Annotated in this window: 14 protein-coding genes; 4 read left to right on the top strand and 10 right to left on the bottom strand. The window is 52.1% G+C overall.

Going from position 1 to position 19,068, the window contains the following annotated elements:
- Positions 1–169 precede the first annotated feature (169 nt).
- The 6 genes from aspA to rtcR form a co-directional block, all read right to left on the bottom strand.
- Positions 170–1,609 (bottom strand): aspartate ammonia-lyase, encoded by a 1,440-nt coding sequence (aspA, locus tag A6301_RS20270; RefSeq protein ID WP_005971181.1) that lies wholly within the window; start codon positions 1,607–1,609, stop codon positions 170–172.
- Between the two features lie 376 nt (positions 1,610–1,985).
- The gene (locus tag A6301_RS20265) at positions 1,986–2,981 is read right to left on the bottom strand and encodes a LysR family transcriptional regulator (RefSeq protein WP_010286764.1); all 996 of its coding nucleotides are present in this window, start codon (positions 2,979–2,981) and stop codon (positions 1,986–1,988) included.
- Between the two features lie 591 nt (positions 2,982–3,572).
- Positions 3,573–3,908 carry a hypothetical protein gene (locus A6301_RS20260; protein ID WP_234258595.1) on the bottom strand — a complete coding sequence of 112 codons (336 nt, stop codon included), beginning with the start codon at positions 3,906–3,908 and terminating at the stop codon, positions 3,573–3,575.
- Positions 3,909–4,390: 482 nt separating this feature from the next.
- Entirely contained in the window at positions 4,391–4,735 is a 345-nt protein-coding gene (locus A6301_RS20255; protein WP_052902170.1) for a hypothetical protein, read from the bottom strand.
- Between the two features lie 13 nt (positions 4,736–4,748).
- Positions 4,749–5,018: a hypothetical protein gene (locus tag A6301_RS20250; RefSeq protein WP_039462890.1), complete on the bottom strand. Its 270-nt coding sequence runs from the start codon at positions 5,016–5,018 to the stop codon at positions 4,749–4,751.
- A gap of 160 nt (positions 5,019–5,178) precedes the next feature.
- On the bottom strand, positions 5,179–6,768 hold the full coding sequence (gene rtcR, locus A6301_RS20245) for an RNA repair transcriptional activator RtcR (protein ID WP_234258594.1): 1,590 nt from the start codon (positions 6,766–6,768) through the stop codon (positions 5,179–5,181).
- A gap of 191 nt (positions 6,769–6,959) precedes the next feature.
- Between rtcR and A6301_RS20240 the strand changes: the two genes are divergently transcribed.
- Genes A6301_RS20240 through A6301_RS20230 form a run of 3 tightly spaced genes read left to right on the top strand, consistent with a single transcriptional unit; the run spans position 6,960 to position 10,638 of the window.
- Positions 6,960–8,195 carry an RtcB family protein gene (locus tag A6301_RS20240; protein ID WP_014913985.1) on the top strand — a complete coding sequence of 412 codons (1,236 nt, stop codon included), beginning with the start codon at positions 6,960–6,962 and terminating at the stop codon, positions 8,193–8,195.
- A gap of 4 nt (positions 8,196–8,199) precedes the next feature.
- The gene (locus A6301_RS20235) at positions 8,200–8,991 is read left to right on the top strand and encodes a nucleotidyltransferase domain-containing protein (protein WP_234258593.1); all 792 of its coding nucleotides are present in this window, start codon (positions 8,200–8,202) and stop codon (positions 8,989–8,991) included.
- A 45-nt stretch (positions 8,992–9,036) separates the two neighbouring features.
- Entirely contained in the window at positions 9,037–10,638 is a 1,602-nt protein-coding gene (locus tag A6301_RS20230; protein ID WP_234258592.1) for a hypothetical protein, read from the top strand.
- A 156-nt stretch (positions 10,639–10,794) separates the two neighbouring features.
- Here A6301_RS20230 and A6301_RS20225 read toward each other — a convergent pair whose 3' ends face one another.
- Positions 10,795–11,832, bottom strand: coding sequence for a S66 peptidase family protein (locus A6301_RS20225; RefSeq protein ID WP_234258591.1), 1,038 nt, complete (start codon positions 11,830–11,832; stop codon positions 10,795–10,797).
- Between the two features lie 82 nt (positions 11,833–11,914).
- Positions 11,915–12,706 carry an HNH endonuclease gene (locus tag A6301_RS20220; protein ID WP_234258590.1) on the bottom strand — a complete coding sequence of 264 codons (792 nt, stop codon included), beginning with the start codon at positions 12,704–12,706 and terminating at the stop codon, positions 11,915–11,917.
- Positions 12,707–12,859: 153 nt separating this feature from the next.
- Between A6301_RS20220 and A6301_RS20215 the strand changes: the two genes are divergently transcribed.
- Positions 12,860–13,957 (top strand): DUF1615 domain-containing protein, encoded by a 1,098-nt coding sequence (locus A6301_RS20215; protein WP_234258589.1) that lies wholly within the window; start codon positions 12,860–12,862, stop codon positions 13,955–13,957.
- A gap of 97 nt (positions 13,958–14,054) precedes the next feature.
- Here A6301_RS20215 and A6301_RS20210 read toward each other — a convergent pair whose 3' ends face one another.
- Positions 14,055–16,004 carry a methyl-accepting chemotaxis protein gene (locus A6301_RS20210; RefSeq protein ID WP_205540874.1) on the bottom strand — a complete coding sequence of 650 codons (1,950 nt, stop codon included), beginning with the start codon at positions 16,002–16,004 and terminating at the stop codon, positions 14,055–14,057.
- A gap of 350 nt (positions 16,005–16,354) precedes the next feature.
- Positions 16,355–19,063, bottom strand: coding sequence for a magnesium-translocating P-type ATPase (mgtA, locus tag A6301_RS20205; RefSeq protein WP_234258588.1), 2,709 nt, complete (start codon positions 19,061–19,063; stop codon positions 16,355–16,357).
- Between the last annotated feature and the right edge of the window lie 5 nt (positions 19,064–19,068).

Genomic DNA, 19,068 nt, shown 5'->3' with positions numbered 1-19,068 from the left:
TATTTTTAGGGGAGAGGTGCAGCGGGAAATAAGTCACGGTATCTCTGCTACGTCAGCACTCGGCGGATAAAAATAGTATCGTCATACTGTAAATAATGAATAAGAAAAAGCCCGAAGTTTCCTCCGGGCCTGTATAGCAGCGATCGAAAATAGTGACAGAAAACGAAAATTAAACGGCTTCGTTTTCGTCGGTGTAGCGTTTGGCTTTGTAGGCCGGGTGCATCAGGTTCTGGATGGAGAAAATGTCGTCCAGCTGTTCTTCGGTCAACAGGCCACGTTCCAGCACGACTTCACGCACGCTCTTACCGGTTTCGGCACAGATCTTTCCGACGATATCGCCGTTATGGTGGCCGATGAACGGGTTCAGGTAGGTCACGATACCGATAGAGTTGAAGACGTAAGCTTCACACACGTCTTTGTTGGCGGTGATGCCGTTGACGCATTTTTCCAGCAGGTTGTAGCAGGCGCTGGACAGAATCTGGATGGATTCGAACATGGCCTGCCCGATAACCGGTTCCATCACGTTCAACTGCAACTGGCCTGCTTCTGCCGCCATGGTGACGCAGGTATCGTTGCCGATCACTTTGAAGCACACCTGATTGACGACTTCTGGTACAACCGGGTTAACTTTGGCTGGCATGATGGATGAGCCTGCCTGCAATTCTGGCAGGTTGATTTCGTTCAGGCCAGTGCGCGGGCCGGAAGACAGCAGGCGCAGGTCGTTACAGATCTTCGACATTTTAACTGCGACGCGTTTCAGGGCGCTGTGCATCATCACGTAAGCACCACAGTCGGAGGTTGCTTCGATCAGGTCTTCAGCCGGTACGCAAGGCAGGCCGCTGACTTTTGCCAAATGTTGAACGGCCAGTTTCTGGTACTCATCAGGCGTGTTCAAACGTGTACCGATGGCGGTAGCGCCCAGGTTCACTTCCAGCAGCAGCTCAGCGGTGCGCAGCAGGTTACGGTTTTCTTCTTTCAGCAGCACGTTGAACGCGTGGAATTCTTGACCAAGGGTCATCGGTACGGCGTCCTGCAACTGGGTACGGCCCATTTTCAGGATGTTTTCGAACTCTTTTGCTTTGCGCTCAAAGCCATCGCTCAGTTGGGTAATCGCTTCAACCAGTTTCAGGATAGAGGTGTATACCGCGATGCGGAAGCCGGTTGGGTAAGCATCGTTGGTGGACTGGCATTTGTTCAGGTGGTCGTTCGGGTTGAGGTATTGGTATTCACCTTTCTGGTGACCCATCAGCTCCAGACCGATATTCGCCAGCACTTCGTTGGTATTCATGTTGACTGACGTACCCGCGCCGCCCTGATAGACATCGACAGGGAATTGGTCCAGGCATTTACCGTTATTCAGTACTTCATCACAGGCTTGTAGAATAGTGTCGGCAATTTTACGTGGGATGGTTTGCAGTTCTTTATTCGCCAGCGCAGCCGCTTTTTTTACCATCACCATGGCGCGGACAAATTCTGGAATATCGCTGATGGTGCTATTGCTGATATAAAAGTTCTCAATTGCACGCAGCGTATGGATACCATAATAGGCATCAGCAGGGACTTCACGGGTACCTAACAGGTCTTCTTCAATACGGATATTCGTTGACATGGTTCTTCTTCCTTTTTCTTGTTCGATGTACATAGCATCGCTTTCAATATTAAGACTAGGATTTTTTAGGGTTTTTATTTCCTGTTTTTTGATTTTCAGGTAACACGAACCCATCACGATTTGTATAAAATCATGGCTATACCCTAAATAATTCGAGTTTCAGGAAGGCGGCAAGCGAAGGAATCCCGATGAGCTTACACAGGTAAGTGATTCGGGTGACTGAACGCAGCCAACGCACATGCAACTTGAAGTATAACGGGTATAAAAAGCGTTCTCGGGGAGACGAACATGAAATAAGCATTGTTAAATGGCTAGCGGTGGATATATTCCTCCATTTTTGCTACGTCTCCCAATCGTGAATAGTTATATCTAACTGTTATTCCGTATTATCCGGGTTGATCTCAACCAGCTTTTCTATTCCGCGGTTCAGCGTTTTCAATTTCGGAATAAATACGGTTTTAATAATGTCATGTGTGACATCACACGCTTCTTCAAAGAACGCGCTGTATTCATCTCGGTGCCCGACAATATACAGCGAACGCTTAATATTCAGCTGTTCCGGCATATGCGTTAGCACCTCGCGGGAGTGTGCAACGGATTGCAGGAAACTGAGCGGGGTGGTTACCGCCCAACCGATACCTGCCGCCACCATCGAGGTTAAGGTATCCGCATTATCAAATTCGAGCATGTTTGGTACGCGGACATCGATGCGTCGGAGGTAACGCTCAATCTGCATCCCAATCTGCGAGTTCCGGTTAAAGCGCACTAGCGGTAGTGCGGCGGAAAGCTCGCGGATATCCTCAACCGTTTTGATGCGTTTGCGGTAATCCGGCGGCGTGATAATGAAATAGCCTTCGGAAAACAGCTGATGACGCACTACGCTATCGCTGTCGATCAACGGGTCGCTGGTGACGATCATATCCAGCTCGCGGCGCATTAACGCTTCACCCTGCTGCGGACTGAGCCCGGTACGAATCAGCAACTGCGATGAACTCTTCATCAAACTCTTGGTAAACACCGAACCGCAGGTGATGGCAAACGAATCCACCAGGCCGATACGCAAGTCAGGTTTAATCCCTTTTCCCGCTTCCAACACCTGCGCCTTCAGGTTCGCAATCTCCTCCGTCAGGATTTCTCCCCGGTTTTTCAACGCAATGCCGTAAGGCGTCAGGACAAAGGGGCGACGAGCCCGGTTTACCAATTTGACGCCGAAATCTTCTTCCAATAACCGGATCGTTTGCGAAATGGCAGAAGGCGTCAGACCTAGCCGCGTGGCGGCTGCCGTCATGCTTCCTGCTTCCGCCATCGTCACAAAAACATAGACGGCGTACATATCGATCGATTTATTGGCGGACACTGTGCGTTTAACCATATGAGTTTGCCTACGCTGCAAGGTGAATGTCGTCGAAATATGAAGCGTTAGTCTATCTCATCTCGCTGACTACGACCTCGCTAACTGATGTCAGAATAGTCGGCTAACTTCAGAAAAAATACAGGTTGCATCACTGATTAATTTTTTCTTATTTCTAGCTTTAGCGGATCTGAAGATAAAGTGAATGACACGGTGTGGCTGCTAGAGCACCGATTGTATTCTTCCCCTTGTTAGTGTTGTTTTTATACATAAATACAGGGGATTGCGGATTTTGCTGTTACCCGGCGTAAAAAATTATGCTGAGGAGATAGCTGGCTTCGGATGAGCCGCAGGACGCGGCGAAAGCTTGCGCCACGTCGGGAACGTGTCGCAAGCGGTCCGCTAAGTCAGATACCGACGAAGGTACCGCGTCAGCGGCATAATTTCCGCCGAAAGCCTGGGGTCACGGGGCGAGCGGCGTGTGAGCCGTCCCGTGTCGGGCGCGTGCTACGAAGTCGCATGAAAATGACGTCATTATCGCGCACGAAACTACCTCAACGGCAGCATAAAAATGTGGCTAAGACCAACCTGATTAGTCATAACTCATTGTTTTTATTGTGTGGTAAAAGGTACGTCACTCACTGTTGTTACTGTTCGTACATGGCGTTCAGCCTGTTCACACATTTCCAGCAGTGCTGGAATCAGGTGCGCCGTGGCGTTGAGGCACGCGCCGAGCTGGCTGAGGCTTTCTTGCGGCAGTTCAACGTCATTTTGCAGTGTGTCGCCGAGGTAATGCAGGCCGTGGCACAGGCCTTCGACCGATTCGGCGGCAATTGCGCCGAGGTCGCAAAGCTGAACGTCATCTAACTGCGCAAAAGGCAGGTTGGCGATCAGATCGCGGAAAATGGTAATGGTACTGTCAGCAGGTGTGGCGTGAGTGTCCGTCATGTTTGAATCTTCCATTGCTAGATAATTATTTCATCACGCCTTCAGGTTCCAAACTAAAGGTGTGACCCAGACAGGGTTGGAACACCGGATCTAGCGACCGGCCAACCTTGCGGTTGCCCTGCCTGAGCCACGGATTAGAGTGTGCACGTAGCCCCTGAAAAAACAAAGCGTTTTCAGTTCTAGATAGTCGGGGTTCCACGCCCGGCTACGGATTTTGCCGCAGCACAGAGACTCTATTCCAACGGCGGAAAACGTGAAATAGGGTGGATGGATTTACAGTAGAGTTACAGCGTATTTTGGAATGCTGCTCGCAGAAACAGGCTTGAAAGCCTCCGCTGTCAAACCGCGATACTCGGGGCGACCACAGGGGTGAGGCCTCCCTGCGGGAACCTCCCCCTGTGTTTCCCCTAAAATGAGGCGACTATGCTGCCTGTGGGGGCGGAAAAGCGTTCTGTTTATCGAGCGGTATTTTGTGGAGCCAGTCAGCTCAACACATGATAGCGATAGAGCATTTTCTCAAGGTCCTGTTTCATGCTGACGAAAAGCAGGATCTCTATGACGCCATTCTCTTCATCAACATCATACAAACAGCGAAAATCATCTTCTACTGAGAGACGTTCACGGAGCGAAATTCCCTTATCGGATAATATCGCGTTGTGCCTGTAGCGTACAGGATCTTGAGAAATGGCCTGTATGGATGATGAGAACAACGATTCAGACCATGTAGCGGCCTGCGCAATGCCGATATAGTGAGATTTATAAGACTCAGCATCCTGCAAAGACCAGACAGCCGCAGGTGCGACTTTAATGGTGTACGAACTGGCCAAATTGGCTCCTTATTTACGTTCGTGCTTCACGTAATTTTTGTAGGGCTTCCTCGGCGGACATTCCCTGACCGTTTTTAATTTCTTTTTTGGCCGTCATCACCAGTTTCAAGAGTGCGTTAGATTGCCTTTCTCTTTCTCTTTCAAGCAGTTCTGCTTCCCGTTCTGCCGCTGTTTGCACAAAGAGTTCTGCGGAACCATTTTTCGTTACATAAACGCCCCCCTGGAACAGTTCAGGGTTGCCAAGGCCTTCACGAGCCGACTTCTGAGACATTGTGGTTTTCATATCATCTGCCTTAATTAAAACAATCGTTTATAGCAAGTATGGCTATAAGCGGTAGGCTCCTGTCATGTGGTGATAGCCAATACTTTCATCTTGCTGCTACCTGAGGGGAACAGAACAATTATATCGTAACCTACACGTAAGGTATAAATTTATGATGAATTTATACCCGCTTCAACCCCTCCCAGCTCAGCCCAAAACGTGCCAGATACTTCCGTAGTCGGTCAGCATCGTTAGGCTTTTGTTTTTGCTGGCGTGAAACGGCGAACAGCTGGCGGCCAGCTTCTGAGAGCGAATTGGCGGTACGACAGACGTCGAGCACGGTTTCAAGCTGGCGCTGTTCAAACAGATCGATGTTGGCGAGTTCGGGCGGTAATTTGGGTGAAAGCGCGCTTGCTGCGGTGTCACTTTGCCAACTGGCTTGCAGGCGAGTAACTTCTTCCGCGACCAGTGCGGTTGTGATGCGGCCTTGTTCCGCCAGCGTCGCCATGCGGGCGATGGAAGAGCCGAGTTCGCGGAAGTTACCGCGCCACGCGGCCTGCGGCGAACAGGCAAACGAGAGATAGCGCTGCCGTGCATCTTTATCGAAACGGATCTGCGTTTGGTGATCGCGTGCGAAGCGCTGGAGTTCGTAGTCAATATTCGGTTCGATGTCTTCCCGACGTTCCGCCAAGCCCGGCAAGGGAAAGGTCCACATATTGATACGGGCGTAGAGATCTTCACGAAATTTACCCTGTGCAATCCACTCGTGCAGGTTGCGGTGCGTACCGGCAATCAGTTGGAAATCGCTGCTGACTTCTTTATCTGAGCCAAATGGTAAAAAGCGTTTTTCTTCAATGGCCTTGAGCAGCATCGCCTGTTCATCGAGCCCGAGTTCGGCGATCTCATCTAAAAACAGCATGCCGCCGTCTGCTTCACGTAGGAGCCCCGTTCTTGCTTGTAACGCACCGGTAAACGCGCCTTTCACATGACCGAATAATGTTGACATCGCATTGTCGCCGCGCAGCGTGGCACAGTTAACCGCAACAAACCGACCGCTGACCAGATGGCGAGATTGACGTAGCTGATAGATGCGTTGGGCAAGAAAGGATTTCCCCGCGCCCGTCGGCCCAGTCAGCAGCATCGGCGCGATAGAGCGTAGTGCGACACGTTCAATCTGGTCGATCAGCGCGTTGAACGTGTTGTTGCGCGTTTCGATACCCGATTTCAGGAACGAGACGGAGCGCTCCTGCTCATGCTGGAAGCGGCTGGTGAGGGTCGCGTAGCGGCTAAGATCCAGATCGATAACGGCATAGATGCCCTGCGGTGCCGGACGATCCGCTTGCTCCCCCGGCGCGGTTTGCAGCAGCTTGGCAGGCAGGTAGCGGGCTTCGGTCAGCAGGAACCAGCAAATCTGTACGACGTGGGTGCCGGTGGTGATGTGAACGAAATACTCTTCGTTCTCGGTATCGAACGGGTAGCGGCTCGCAAAGTCCAGAAAGGCGCTGTAGACCTCTTCCAGATTCCACGGATCGTTTAACTCAACGGTCTGAAGCGTGACCTGCGTGGCGGGTGATACCACAGCGATATCCTCCGCCACCTGTTGTGCCATTCCCTCGTTGCGCGATTGATGCAGCAGTTCCAGACGGTCGACCGGAAAATCGGGCTGCTGACACAGGCCGACGGTAGGCCGCCATTTCGTCCAGCGATTCTCCCGTTTACCCCGCCTATCCAGCTTGGTTCCCAGAACACCAATGACGACACGACGCTTCATGATATACCTTGTTATAAATTATTATCCTATAGGATAAATTTACCGGTTCTTTTGTTTCGTTGCTAGTTTTCATGATTTATTTTTTAATCATTAATTATCAATTGTTTATATTTTTATTTTGTCTTTTTCAGAAAACTGGCACGCCTTTGGCAATATCTATAGCGAATAATGACAAACAAAGAGAAGAAAAAATGGAAGAGATGAAAACGCAGGATTACGACATGATGTCACCCGTGAATAGCGCACCGGTAAAAATGTGGACACAGGGCGTGCCTGTGGAACCGGAAGCTCGCGATCAACTGCTGAATACGGCCAAAATGCCGTTCATTTTTAAACATCTGGCGGTGATGCCGGATGTGCATCTGGGAAAAGGATCGACGATTGGTAGCGTGATCCCGACGCGTGGCGCGATTATCCCGGCGGCGGTCGGCGTGGATATCGGTTGTGGGATGATTGCGGTGCGTACGTCACTGGTTGCCAGCGACTTGCCGGATAATCTGCTGGGGCTGCGTAGCGCGATTGAACAGGCAGTGCCGCACGGACGTAGCGTCACGCGTTCCAAACGTGATGTCGGTTCCTGGCAGAACCCGCCGCAGACGGTGGATGCACACTGGTCGTTGCTGGAGCCGCGTTTTAAACGTTTGACGGATAAATATCCGCAGTTGCTGAAAACCAACAACTATCAGCATCTGGGAACGCTAGGAACGGGTAACCACTTTATTGAAATCTGTCTGGATGAAGTGGATCGCGTGTGGGTGATGTTGCACAGCGGGTCACGTGGTGTGGGGAACGCGATTGGGTCGCTGTTCATCAAGCTGGCGCAGGAAGATATGCAGCAGCACATTGCGAATCTGCCAGACCGTAATCTGGCGTATTTCGAGGAAGGAAGTCTGCACTTTGATGATTACATCGAAGCGGTTGAATGGGCACAGGATTTTGCGCGTCATAACCGTGAAGTGATGATGTCGCATACGCTGGCGGCGTTGTCCCGTATTGTGACGAAGCCGTTTACCACCCAGCAGGAAGGCGTGAACTGCCACCATAACTACGTGCAGCGCGAAACGCACTTTGGTGAATCGGTGCTGATCACCCGTAAAGGGGCGGTGTCGGCGCAGAAAGGCCAAATGGGGATTATTCCGGGGTCGATGGGCGCGAAGAGCTTTATCGTGCGCGGATTGGGGAACGAAGAGAGCTTCTGTTCCTGTAGCCACGGTGCGGGAAGAACCATGAGCCGTACCGCCGCGAAAAAACGCTTCACCGTGGAAGACCAGATTCGCGCGACCGCACACGTTGAGTGCAGAAAAGACAGCGACGTTATCGATGAAATCCCGATGGCGTACAAAGATATCGATAAGGTGATGGCGGCACAGTCATCGCTGGTGGAAATTGTGCACACGCTGCGTCAGGTGGTGTGCGTGAAAGGATAAGATCATGATGGAAAAGGATTATCGCGTCGATGCGGCTATGCGGACGCGGATAAAATTAGTCTTACAGGATGTGGAAGAACGTTATCAGGTGAAGGTGCTGTATGCCTGTGAGTCGGGGAGCCGTAGCTGGGGATTTGCCTCCCCAGATAGCGACTACGACGTGCGCTTTCTCTACGTGCATCGGCCGGAGTGGTATTTACGTGTCGAAGCACAGCGCGATGTGATAGAGCTGCCTATCGACGATGAGCTGGACGTCTGCGGTTGGGAATGGCGTAAAGCACTCGGCCTGCTTAAACGGGCTAACCCGACGCTGATCGAATGGCTGGATTCGCCCGTAGTCTATCAGGAAGATCGGGATGCTACGGCTGAACTGCGGGCGGCGGTGCCGACGTGGTTCTCGCCATCCAAGGCTCGCTGGCACTATCTGTCGATGGCGCGTAAAAACTTTCGCGGTTATTTGCAAGACGAGACGGTACGCCTCAAAAAATATTTCTATGTGCTACGCCCACTGCTGGCGGTGCGCTGGATAGAAGCGGGTAAAGGCATGCCGCCGATGCGCTTTTCGCAGTTGCTTGCGGGAACGGTAAACGATCCGCGCCTGTTGGCTGAAGTTCATCAACTGTTGGAGATAAAGCAACGGTCAGGTGAGGCGGAATACGGCCCACGACGGGAAGTGATCCACGCGTTTATCACGCAGATGCTGAACGATGCCGATAGCCTCGTGGTATTGCCAGACAGTAAGTCCGATGACGACACGATGCTGGATGCGCTGCTGTACCGGACGGTGATGGCGTAATTGGCTATGTTCCTGCCGTCAGAGAAAAGATATTAAGGATAAAAAATGAAAACATGGTTAGCCCGTTTATTGGGCAAAGGAAATGCCCCTGTTTTTCCGGTGACGTGGGAACGCACGCGGCCATCGATTTATGACTGGCTTGCACCTTATGTGGATTCTGGAGAGATTTTGCCGGATAGCGCACAGACATTACCGGATGAGTTACCCGTGAAAAAGGGCGAGATCCGTTGGTCGGCGGGGGCACTTGATGGCGCGATGGGTCACCATTTTAGGTCATCAGGTGATGCGTCATCCGCAGAAACGATTGTTAAGGCGCTTGAAGCGGTACTGGCTCGGCCTGAACACGAGAATATGGCGCGGCTTTATCACCTGCTACAGGGTGACTCACCGCTGGATTACATTGATGCGTTATTGGAAATAATAGCGGAAGATCAGCGTGTTCCCGCTGAAGCATTATGCCGACTGGTTGAATGGCTGGCGATGAAAAGCCCCGATCGGAATGTCGTAAAATTTGCGATGGCTCTGCTGGCCTTTTTCCCTACGCAGAACAGTGTGCAAATATTGAAAGTCCTGGGCGCTCATGATGAATTGACGCTCTATGCGATTGTGGCACTCGGCGCGATTCTGGACGGTGATGAATATGAGCGTGAGAGTCTGGCTTTAGCGAAACGTGTGGGTGGCTGGGGACGTGTTCAACTGATTGAGCGTTTACCAGAAACCGTAGCCAAAGCGACGCGTGACTGGTTATTACGTGAAGGTTATGTCAATGCGGTGATGTATGAGTATACGGCGTGGCATTGTGCGACAAAGGGGTTACTGGTTGACGCGCTTAAACAAGAAAACGATGCGCCATTATTGTTGGGGGCTGGGGAAATTCTACAGGCGTTAATCAATGGTGGACCCGCTCAGGATATGCAGGACTATCCTGATGGCGCAGAAGCTTGCCAGCGATATCTTGAGCAAATGCAGGCAAGCTTTCAGCGTGATATTCGCCACTATCTGGCGATAAGCGATATCTGCCGTTTTGCTTCTGAGCAGCAAAGTGAAGAGGGGGGTTGGGAATCGGCACAGTGCAGTGAACTCATTGATCGAACAACGCGGTTACTGGACCGGCCAGAATGGGAGAGCATTATTGCCGATTGTCTTGAGGGGGAGGATAAGTACCACTTTAATCTTGCGCTTTCAGCCAGCCGTTTACGCCATAGCGATCCCTGGATGTTTATTTATGCCAGACAGCGTGATAACCCTCAGGACGATAACTGGTATCAGCTGATGCAGACGGATAATCCTGACTATGTTGCCAATGTTGTTACGTTGGCGGAACAACAGTTGGATTTACAAAGCATTGCTTCAGGGCCTGACAACTGCATGGGAATGGGGCCAGAATATCGGCAGCATCACGCATTGGACTTCGTGCTTCAGGACTTGAAACGATTTCCGGGGATGGGATGGTCATTACTCGAGGTTGGTTTACAAAGCTCAGTGGTCCGTAATCGTCACATGGCGATTAATGCGCTGGAAGTTTGGCCTACGTGGGATGACGCGATTGCGCAGCGTATTGTTGAATGCTTGCGTCAAGAGCCTGATGAGCAGGTACGAGAACGCCTAAGCGCCCTCGCAACCGTATTTGAGGCAATGAAGGGCTAAGAGGATCTGGCCGTGTTGATGTTACCCTGCCCCAAAAAGATATGCTCACGGTGGTACGCCATTTGTGACAGGTCGGGTGGGTAGGCGTCTGGCAGATGGATTTGCTTGCATTTGTATTGGGCAACGTCGTTGCTATGGCTATGCCCATCTTTTCATTTACAACAACTGAGTGATGGAGCCGCCATTTTCAGTGAATACCACACTCGTTCTTGCACCATTGACGAGTGACATTTGAGGGGGAATATGGCCAATGTCCACATCATACAGCACAGGAATAGTGAGATCCCCGAGAGCAGAACGTAAAGCGTCTAAATAATGTTGTTGTGTGGGGTCACTTACGTCTGGTGCTGCACTTCTGCCTATCAGAACACCTTTCAAGTCATTGAACCAACCCTGTAAGCGTAAGCTAAATAATGCTCGCGTTAGCTCACAGGGGTTCATTTCCACGTTTTCAAAATACAGAATGATTCCTTCGTCGTGATGCTGTGCCCTAAACAAAGATAGGTTACCGAATGGGGTACCCGCTAACCTTGATATGATATCCAGGCATCCACCAATTAGGCGTCCCTGAAAATAGGCAGAAGAAGTGGTTCCATCAAGGTGCTTCCACCTTGTCTTTTGCGTCAGATTAAAACCCGCATCGGTTGCAGTACCCCATTGATTTTCATCAATTTGAAACGCAGTTGATGCGTGTTGTTTAACTACCGTTCCCCGGTCGCTCTCCAAAATATTCCATATGGCTTGCGTGGTGGGATCTAGCTCTTTGGCACCAAGATCCATGAGGTTAGGCCCATGTACCGTTGCCCAACCAGAAAGCGTAGTCAGTGGGAAATGAAATGTACTGAGATCTGAAAATCCAACAAACCATTTAGGTTCGGTTTTTGCTAACCGATTGAAATCTAGTAGCTCAAGTAATTCGATGGCCAAATCACCTCCCCATGGTGGCATAACTGCCTTTACCTCATGGTCGGTTAGGTAACACATCAGCTCTTTTGCTCGTGACGTTTTGCTGGCACTTTTATTTTTATGCTGGGTGCGTAAGCATTCCCCCTCACGGACTCTAAATCCTTTTTCCTTTAGGTTTTTTATGGCGAGTTCCAGTCGAGCATGCAAATGTTGAGGGACACCAGATGATGGCGCAGTTATAGCAATCAGATCTCCTGGAACCAGTTTGGGGGGGAAGCGGATACTCATGTAGTTAAATCCTTATCTTCAAGGCAATCCATAGTCCATAAATTAAACTTAACTACCAGATTTATTTGGTAATATGGCGTGATTACCCCTGCCCCAAAAAGATATGCTCACGGTGGTACGCCATTTGTGACAGGTCGGGTGGGTAGGCGTCTGGCAGGTGAATTTGCTTACCTTCGTACTGGGCAAAGTTGACGTCACTGACGGCGCTTTTCAGCTTTTTGATGCGTGGAGAAAGCAGCATTTCCAGCGAATCATTGAAGCTGATGAGTCCCATATCAAAGGCTTTGTCGTGCAGGTTGGACAGACAGAGACCGTTGCTGGGATCGAGGCGATATTCTGCCGCTGTTTTCCACGGTTGAATATGGCTGGCGACCAGTAGCGCGGGCTCTTCCAATCCAGTCACGCAGCAGCGTTCGCCGTAGTTGCTGAGTACGCGTTTGCGGAATAGCTGCTGGCCAATGCGCGTTTTTACCTGTGTAAGGCGTTCTCCGCCGTGGTAATCCGGGATTTCGCTCTCGTTGGCTTGGAATAGTGCTGGTGCTGTTGTCGCTTCCGCCGCTCCTGCTTCGAACGATACCATCGCTTGTTGACACTGCTGTTCAAATAGCTCGGGGTTGCTGTCCATCTCCTGCCACAGCGCGCGGTCAGCGTTGGAGGCTCCACTCAGGCCTTTTCGGCCAGAATCGATAATAATCGGATCGAGACTGGCAAAATTAGACAGTTTCATTGCCAGTGCGGAAGGCGTGCGATTAATCAACTCGGCGTAGCGAATGATGGTTTTATTCTGCTTATCGAATTTGCTAAATGGTATCTGACTGTACAGGGTGAAGGCGATCAGTAACTGATCTCGCGTCCAATGGTTGGTAGCAGCCATGCGTGTGTTGTCCGTTCGTTAGCGCGTCGGGTTAGTGATAGCGTTAACTATGCCAGGTCAGCCGGTAAAATGCATGCGCTTGCCTCCGGCTGGATAATTGCCGCGGGCTGCGCTAACGTTCTGACAGCCTTCCTATTATGACGCCGAGAGACTATGCCCCGTTCTTCTATTCCCTTGTTTCGTCCCCTGTGCGTGCTGGCTCTGCTGGTGCTGGCGGGCTGTTCTAGCAAGACCGCGACGCTGCCGGAATCGCGGCCTGAGGATGTTCGTGCTCAGGTACTCAAGCTGCTGCCGGACAACGTGAAAGATCGTCAGGGTTGGGCGACCGACATCGCCACGGCATTTACGGTACAGGGGCTTGAACCCAGTAATGAAAATCTGTGCTCGGTACTGGCCGTAACCGAGCAGGAATCGACGTTTAACGCCGATCCGCAGGTGCCGAATTTGTCGAAAATTGCCTGGCAGGAGATTGACCGCCGTGCGGAGAAAGTTCATGTACCGGCGTTTCTGGTGCGCACCGCGCTGCTCATCAAATCCCCTAACGGAAAAAGCTACAGCGAACGGCTCGATAAAGTACGCACGGAAAAAGAGCTCAGCGCGATCTTTGATGATTTCATCGATATGGTGCCGATGGGGCAGACGCTGTTTGGCCGGCTAAACCCGGTGCATACCGGCGGGCCGATGCAGGTGAGTATCGCGTTCGCGGAAGCTAACGCGAAGGGCTATCCATATACCGTGGATGGCACCCTTCGGCAGGAAGTGTTTAGCCGTCGCGGTGGGATGTATTTTGGCATCAAACACTTGCTGGACTATCCAGCAAATTATCCGCAGTCCATTTATCGGTTCGCTGATTTCAACGCAGGACGGTATGCCAGCCGGAACGCGGCGTTCCAGCGTGCCGTGAGTCGTCTGACAGGGATTAAGCTGGTGCTGGACGGCGATTTAATCAACTACCGTTCGGATAAAGCCAGCGCTACGGAGCTAGCGGTGCGTGCGTTGGGAAAACGTCTGGACATGAGCGACAGCGCGATTCGTCGTGCGCTGGAGAAGGGCAATAGCCTCGATTTTGAAGACACCAGCCTGTATGAACGCGTTTTTGCGCTAGTGGATAAGTCGGGCACGAAAGCGCCGCGCGCCATCCTGCCGGGGATTACGCTGGAAAGTCCGAAGATCACCCGCAAACTCACTACGGCATGGTTTGCCCAACGTGTTGATGAGCGCCGTCAGCGGTGCCTGGTGAGAGCCAAATAGGCAACGCCCTCAGTGAGGGCGTTAGTATCACAATGTGGAAAGGGCAGGCCGACCATTAGGCGATGTGGTCTGCTCTTCTCGAACGGTATCGTCTCCGCTACCTTGATAACAGCGCGTGCGGTAAAGGCTGCTGTGGTGCGCTATCGTCAACCTTGAAGCGGCTGACCAGCGATTCCATTTCAATTGCCTGTTCATCCAGTAATTGGCTGGCAACGGAAGCCTGAGAAACCAGCGTCGCATTTTGCTGCGTGACCATCTCCAATTGGCTGAGTGCTTCGTTAATTTGCGCGATGCCCAGCGACTGCTCATCGGCAGCAACCGCAATCTCATTCACCAGATCGCGTACTTTACGCGTACCGGTGACGATGTCGTTGATCCCCCGGTTCGATTGGTTGACCAGCTTCGTCCCTTCACTGACGCTGGCAATGCTATCGGCGATGAGCGCACGGATTTTGCCCGCTTCGTCTGCACTACGCTGTGAGAGTTGACGAACTTCCGCCGCAACAACGGAGAACCCTCTGCCATGCTGTCCCGCCCGTGCAGCTTCAACTGCGGCGTTCAGTGCCAGCAGGTTAGTTTGAAAGGCAATAGCATCAATGGCGGCAACGACTGCGTTTACGCGCTGGCTGGAATCCTGAATTCTTTCCATTGCACTGCTGGCCGATTCGGTAATGGTTCCGACGCGGTGAGCCTGATCGTCTACCTCTGTCGTCAACTGACGTGCCTGCCCGGCAAAGTCTGCGGTTTGTTTTACCGTGACGGTGATTTCTTCCATGCTGCTAGCGGTTTGCACCAGTGAAGCGGATTGCTCTTCGGTACGCTGTGCCAGATCCTGATTGCCGTTGGCGATCTCGCTACTTGCACGCCCGATGGTCTGTGAACTGCGCTTAATATTCACCACCATATCGGCGATGTTTTCCAATGAAGCGTTATACGCCTGATTCAACTGCGAAAGCTCATCGGTTCCCGGTACGCGTAGACGGCGCGTAAGATCCCCGCCCATTTCGCGAATGGTTGTCAGCGTTTGCTGAAGCTGTTCGTTGATGCTGCGCATAATCATTAAGGCCAGACCGATCGCCATCAGCAGAGACACCAGAGCTCCTGCTAAATAGCTAATCCAAGACTGGCGTGCATCGGCAGCCAAGGTGTTAACCTGTGTAGCCAGATCGTGGGCGGCGAGCTGTTCAACCTTTTTCAACTCATCTATTTTTGCTGTTTGTTGGTTAAACCACTGGCTTGCATCAATCGCAAAATTACCGCCAGGGGAAGCGATGGCCTTATTGCGCATTTGCAGTGCGCTCTGGGCGGAAGGGTTATTAAGAGCCTGTTCGAAAGCCTTGCGCAGCTCGATATTGGCGAACATGTTATAGGCAGTGATATACGCCTCTCCCTTACCCACCATTTGGTTCAGACGCTCGAACATCCCGGTAGCAAAGCTATTGGCAGAGAAGGTGTTGGAGAGTACGGCGCGCTCAAGCCCGGCTTGTTCTTTAACGTTCAACAGGTTGTAGTAGGCCGCCAGCCGCTGTGCAATGCCGCCGTCACTGACTAGATGGGTCATATCTCCGACAATATTCAGCAGATAGGTGACGGAATCGGAATAGTAGCCGAGCGCCTGGGTAACAGAGATCGAGATATTATCGACATTACGGCGATGTTCGCCGATTTGTTGTACTTTCTGCGCGATTTTACCAAGCTCTTCGCTAACGGCAGACCCCAGTTCGTCCTGACTTAGGTTAGCGGTGGTTTGCTCCAGCACCTGCTGTGCCCGATCGGTCGCTTGCCGCTGCGTAGTGAGCTCTGCACCAAAATTTTTCCCCTGACTGCCAAAATAGCCCGCACTCAAACCACGTTCGCGCTGGAGTTGGTGGGCGAACTCGCCTGCATCGCGCGCCAGCGTAATCAGTTTCGCCATGCGAACCATTTCATTTTCCGTGCTGCGTCGCTCCACCACGCCGGAAAAACTGAACCACAACAGGGCAAGGATTGGCGGTAGGAGAGCCAAAATGAACTTACTACGGATCGATATGTGATGTAGGGATTTCATAGATATGCTCCATTGCTTGCAATCCGTCCGTATCTGACATGTGCAGTGTGCAAAAGTAGACAGGGGTTTATTTTAGTTTCGGCGTAATGGGACAATGGTTTAGCATTGATTTCATCGTTCCCTTAAAAAAATCACGCCTATTCCGAATACCACCATATTGATGAAAATATATTTATTATTATTTAATGGGTTATGTGATTTTTTGCAATGAGATCTTTAACTTATCGTACATCTAAGGTGGTATGCGTTTTTTTGCCTTGATGCCGGTATTTTTGCTATCTGGATTACTGTGAGTCGTATCGTGATACGGCGGGTAATAGCGCGCCCGCCGTGAAGATGTGACGAAAGGATTAGAACCATTGGCCGAAGCGGCGGATGTAGGCGCGCTTGACCAGCTGTGCGACGGTGCAGTAGCCAATCAGCGTGGCGACCAACCAAGGGAAATATTCCCACGGCAGCGGCTGCAAGCCGACCAACGGCCCCAGCGGAGAGAAGGGTAGGTAGACGCCCAGCGCCATCACCAGTCCGGTCATCAACATTACTGGCAGCGCCGCCGTACTCTGAATGAACGGAATCTTCTGGGTGCGCAGCATGTGCACCACCAGCGTTTGTGACAGCAACCCCTCAATGAACCAGCCTGACTGGAACAGCGCCTGATGCTCGACGCTGTTGGCGGCAAACACGAACCACATCAGTGCGTAGGTGGTGATGTCAAAAATCGATGACGTCGGTCCAATACACAGCATGAAACGCCCGATGTTTTTAGCATCCCATTTGCGGGGTTTGCGCAGGAACTCTTTATCCATTTTGTCCCACGGTAGCGACAACTGAGAGATGTCGTACATCAGGTTCTGAATTAGCAGATGAATCGCCAGCATCGGTAGGAAAGGAATAAAGGCGCTGGCGACCAGCACGGAAAACACGTTGCCGAAGTTGGAACTGGCGGTCATGTTCAGGTATTTGATGATATTACCGAACGTTTCTCGCCCTTTGATGACGCCTTCTTCCAGCACCATCAGGTTCTTTTCCAAGAGAATGATATCGGCTGATTCTTTGGCGATATCCGTGCCGGTATCGACGGAAATCCCGATATCGGCATCGCGCAGAGCGGGCGCATCGTTGATGCCGTCGCCCAAAAAGCCAACCGTATGATTATTGCCTTGCAGCGCCTTCAGCACGCGGGATTTTTGTAGCGGGGTCAGCCGGGCAAAAATGGTGCGCTGTTCTACCAGTACGCCGAGCTGTTCATCGCTAAGCGCATCAATAGTATTCCCTTCCAGTACCTCACCCGGTTCCAGCCCGACATCGCGACAGATCTTGCTGGTAATAATCGCGTTGTCGCCCGTCAGGACTTTAACGGCCACACCGTTTTCATGCAGGGCGCGAATCGCGGCAGAGGCGCTTTCTTTCGGCGGATCGAGGAACGTCAGCAGGCCGCAGAGGGTGAGATCGCGTTCATCCTCGGCGCTGAGCGGCAGGGTGCTGCCCACTGGGCTCAGTCCGCGTGTGCCGATCATCAGCACGCGGAACCCTTGCTGGTTGTAGCTTTCTGCCAGTTTTTTCAGCGTGTGGCGGCGCTCGTCGTCCAGCTCATGCCGCTGCCCGTTCTCACTGACATGTGTAGCAACGGCCAGCATTTCTTCTACCGCACCTTTGCAAATCAGGCGCTGTTGGTTGTGCTCATCGGCCACGATGATGGACAGGCGGCGGCGGATAAAGTCAAACGGCAGCTCATCGATTTTGCGGTAGCGGCCCAGTGCGGCAATGGCAGGATTATGGCGACCAAATTGCATGATGGCCTGATCCATCAGGTTTTTCATACCGCTCTGATGCGCGCTGTTAAGCCAGGCGAGTTGCAGCACGCTCTCATCGACCTGGCCCTGCGTATTGAGGTGATGCTCAAGGATGATACGATCCTGCGTTAGCGTGCCGGTTTTATCGGTGCACAACACATCCATTGCGCCAAAATTCTGAATCGCGTTCAGCCGTTTGACCACCACTTTGCGTCGCGCCATGGCGATCGCGCCTTTTGCCAGATTGGAAGAAACAATCATCGGCAGCATTTCCGGCGTCAGGCCGACCGCGACCGCCAGTGCAAACAGGCTGGCCTCCATCCAGTCACCTTTGGTGAAGCCGTTAATCAGTAGTACGACAGGCACCATCACGATCATAAAGCGGATCAGCAGCCAGCTTACGCTGTTAACACCGCGGTCGAAGGCGGTTTGGGAACGCGTGCCGACGATGGATTTTGCCAGCGAACCGAAATAGGTATGGCTGCCGGTTGCCACCACGATTGCCGTCGCCGTGCCGCTGGAGATGTTGGTTCCCATTAGGCAAATGTTGGATAACGCCAGCAGATCGCTTTCTCCGCCGCCAGTGGGCTGACAGCCTTTGGCACTGATATCGCTGAAGACATCGTATTTTTCGATCGGCAGCGATTCACCGGTCAGCACTGCCTGACTGACGAACAGATCGCGTGATTCCACCAGCCGGATATCCGCAGGCACCATGTCGCCGGCTGAGAGGGTCAGGATATCGCCGGGAACCAGTTGTTGAAGAGGGATTTCCTGCATGACAGCAGTGGCGCTGGCGTGAGGGCGTCGTAGTACGGTGGCCGTTGTGCGTACCATAGATTTCAGCGCCTCTGCGGCTTTATTGGTACGAAACTCTTGCCAGAAGCGCAGCAGGCCGCTCAGGCTAACCATCACCAGAATGATGACAACACCAGTAAGCGACGTCTCTTCATGGTCACGCAGCGGTAGCCAGTAATCGGTGAAAAAGCTGATAGCGGCCAGCGCCATCAGCACGTAAATAAACGGATTATTAAATGCGGCGGCTAGCTGCACCAGTGCGTGTGGCGCTTTTTCATGGGCGACGCGGTTTTCGCCATAGGTTTGCTGGCGCTCAATGACATCATCATGGCTTAAGCCGTGCAGGTGGGTATTCAGGTTAGCCAGCGTTTGGTCGAGGCTGTTTTGCGCCTCACGGGCAATCGCAAAGGTGGCCGTGGGGGTCTTACGGGCGTGATGATGCCCCGTTTGCGTGATCATATCGGTCATGATAC

The organism is Pectobacterium sp. IFB5596 (genome assembly GCF_021432585.1).
GTDB classification, from domain to species: domain Bacteria; phylum Pseudomonadota; class Gammaproteobacteria; order Enterobacterales; family Enterobacteriaceae; genus Pectobacterium; species Pectobacterium punjabense.
This window is presented reverse-complemented; position numbering and strand designations above follow the sequence as displayed.

What these genes read in the sequence shown, in the direction of transcription:
- aspA (WP_005971181.1), bottom strand. Translation starts at nt 1,609, where the DNA reads ATGTCAACGAATATCCGTATTGAAGAAGACCTGTTAGGTACCCGTGAA.
- A6301_RS20265 (WP_010286764.1), bottom strand. Translation starts at nt 2,981, where the DNA reads ATGGTTAAACGCACAGTGTCCGCCAATAAATCGATCGATATGTACGCC.
- A6301_RS20260 (WP_234258595.1), bottom strand. Translation starts at nt 3,908, where the DNA reads ATGACGGACACTCACGCCACACCTGCTGACAGTACCATTACCATTTTC.
- A6301_RS20250 (WP_039462890.1), bottom strand. Translation starts at nt 5,018, where the DNA reads ATGAAAACCACAATGTCTCAGAAGTCGGCTCGTGAAGGCCTTGGCAAC.
- rtcR (WP_234258594.1), bottom strand. Translation starts at nt 6,768, where the DNA reads ATGAAGCGTCGTGTCGTCATTGGTGTTCTGGGAACCAAGCTGGATAGG.
- A6301_RS20240 (WP_014913985.1), top strand. Translation starts at nt 6,960, where the DNA reads ATGGAAGAGATGAAAACGCAGGATTACGACATGATGTCACCCGTGAAT.
- A6301_RS20235 (WP_234258593.1), top strand. Translation starts at nt 8,200, where the DNA reads ATGATGGAAAAGGATTATCGCGTCGATGCGGCTATGCGGACGCGGATA.
- A6301_RS20230 (WP_234258592.1), top strand. Translation starts at nt 9,037, where the DNA reads ATGAAAACATGGTTAGCCCGTTTATTGGGCAAAGGAAATGCCCCTGTT.
- A6301_RS20225 (WP_234258591.1), bottom strand. Translation starts at nt 11,832, where the DNA reads ATGAGTATCCGCTTCCCCCCCAAACTGGTTCCAGGAGATCTGATTGCT.
- A6301_RS20220 (WP_234258590.1), bottom strand. Translation starts at nt 12,706, where the DNA reads ATGGCTGCTACCAACCATTGGACGCGAGATCAGTTACTGATCGCCTTC.
- A6301_RS20215 (WP_234258589.1), top strand. Translation starts at nt 12,860, where the DNA reads ATGCCCCGTTCTTCTATTCCCTTGTTTCGTCCCCTGTGCGTGCTGGCT.
- A6301_RS20210 (WP_205540874.1), bottom strand. Translation starts at nt 16,004, where the DNA reads ATGAAATCCCTACATCACATATCGATCCGTAGTAAGTTCATTTTGGCT.
- mgtA (WP_234258588.1), bottom strand. Translation starts at nt 19,063, where the DNA reads ATGACCGATATGATCACGCAAACGGGGCATCATCACGCCCGTAAGACC.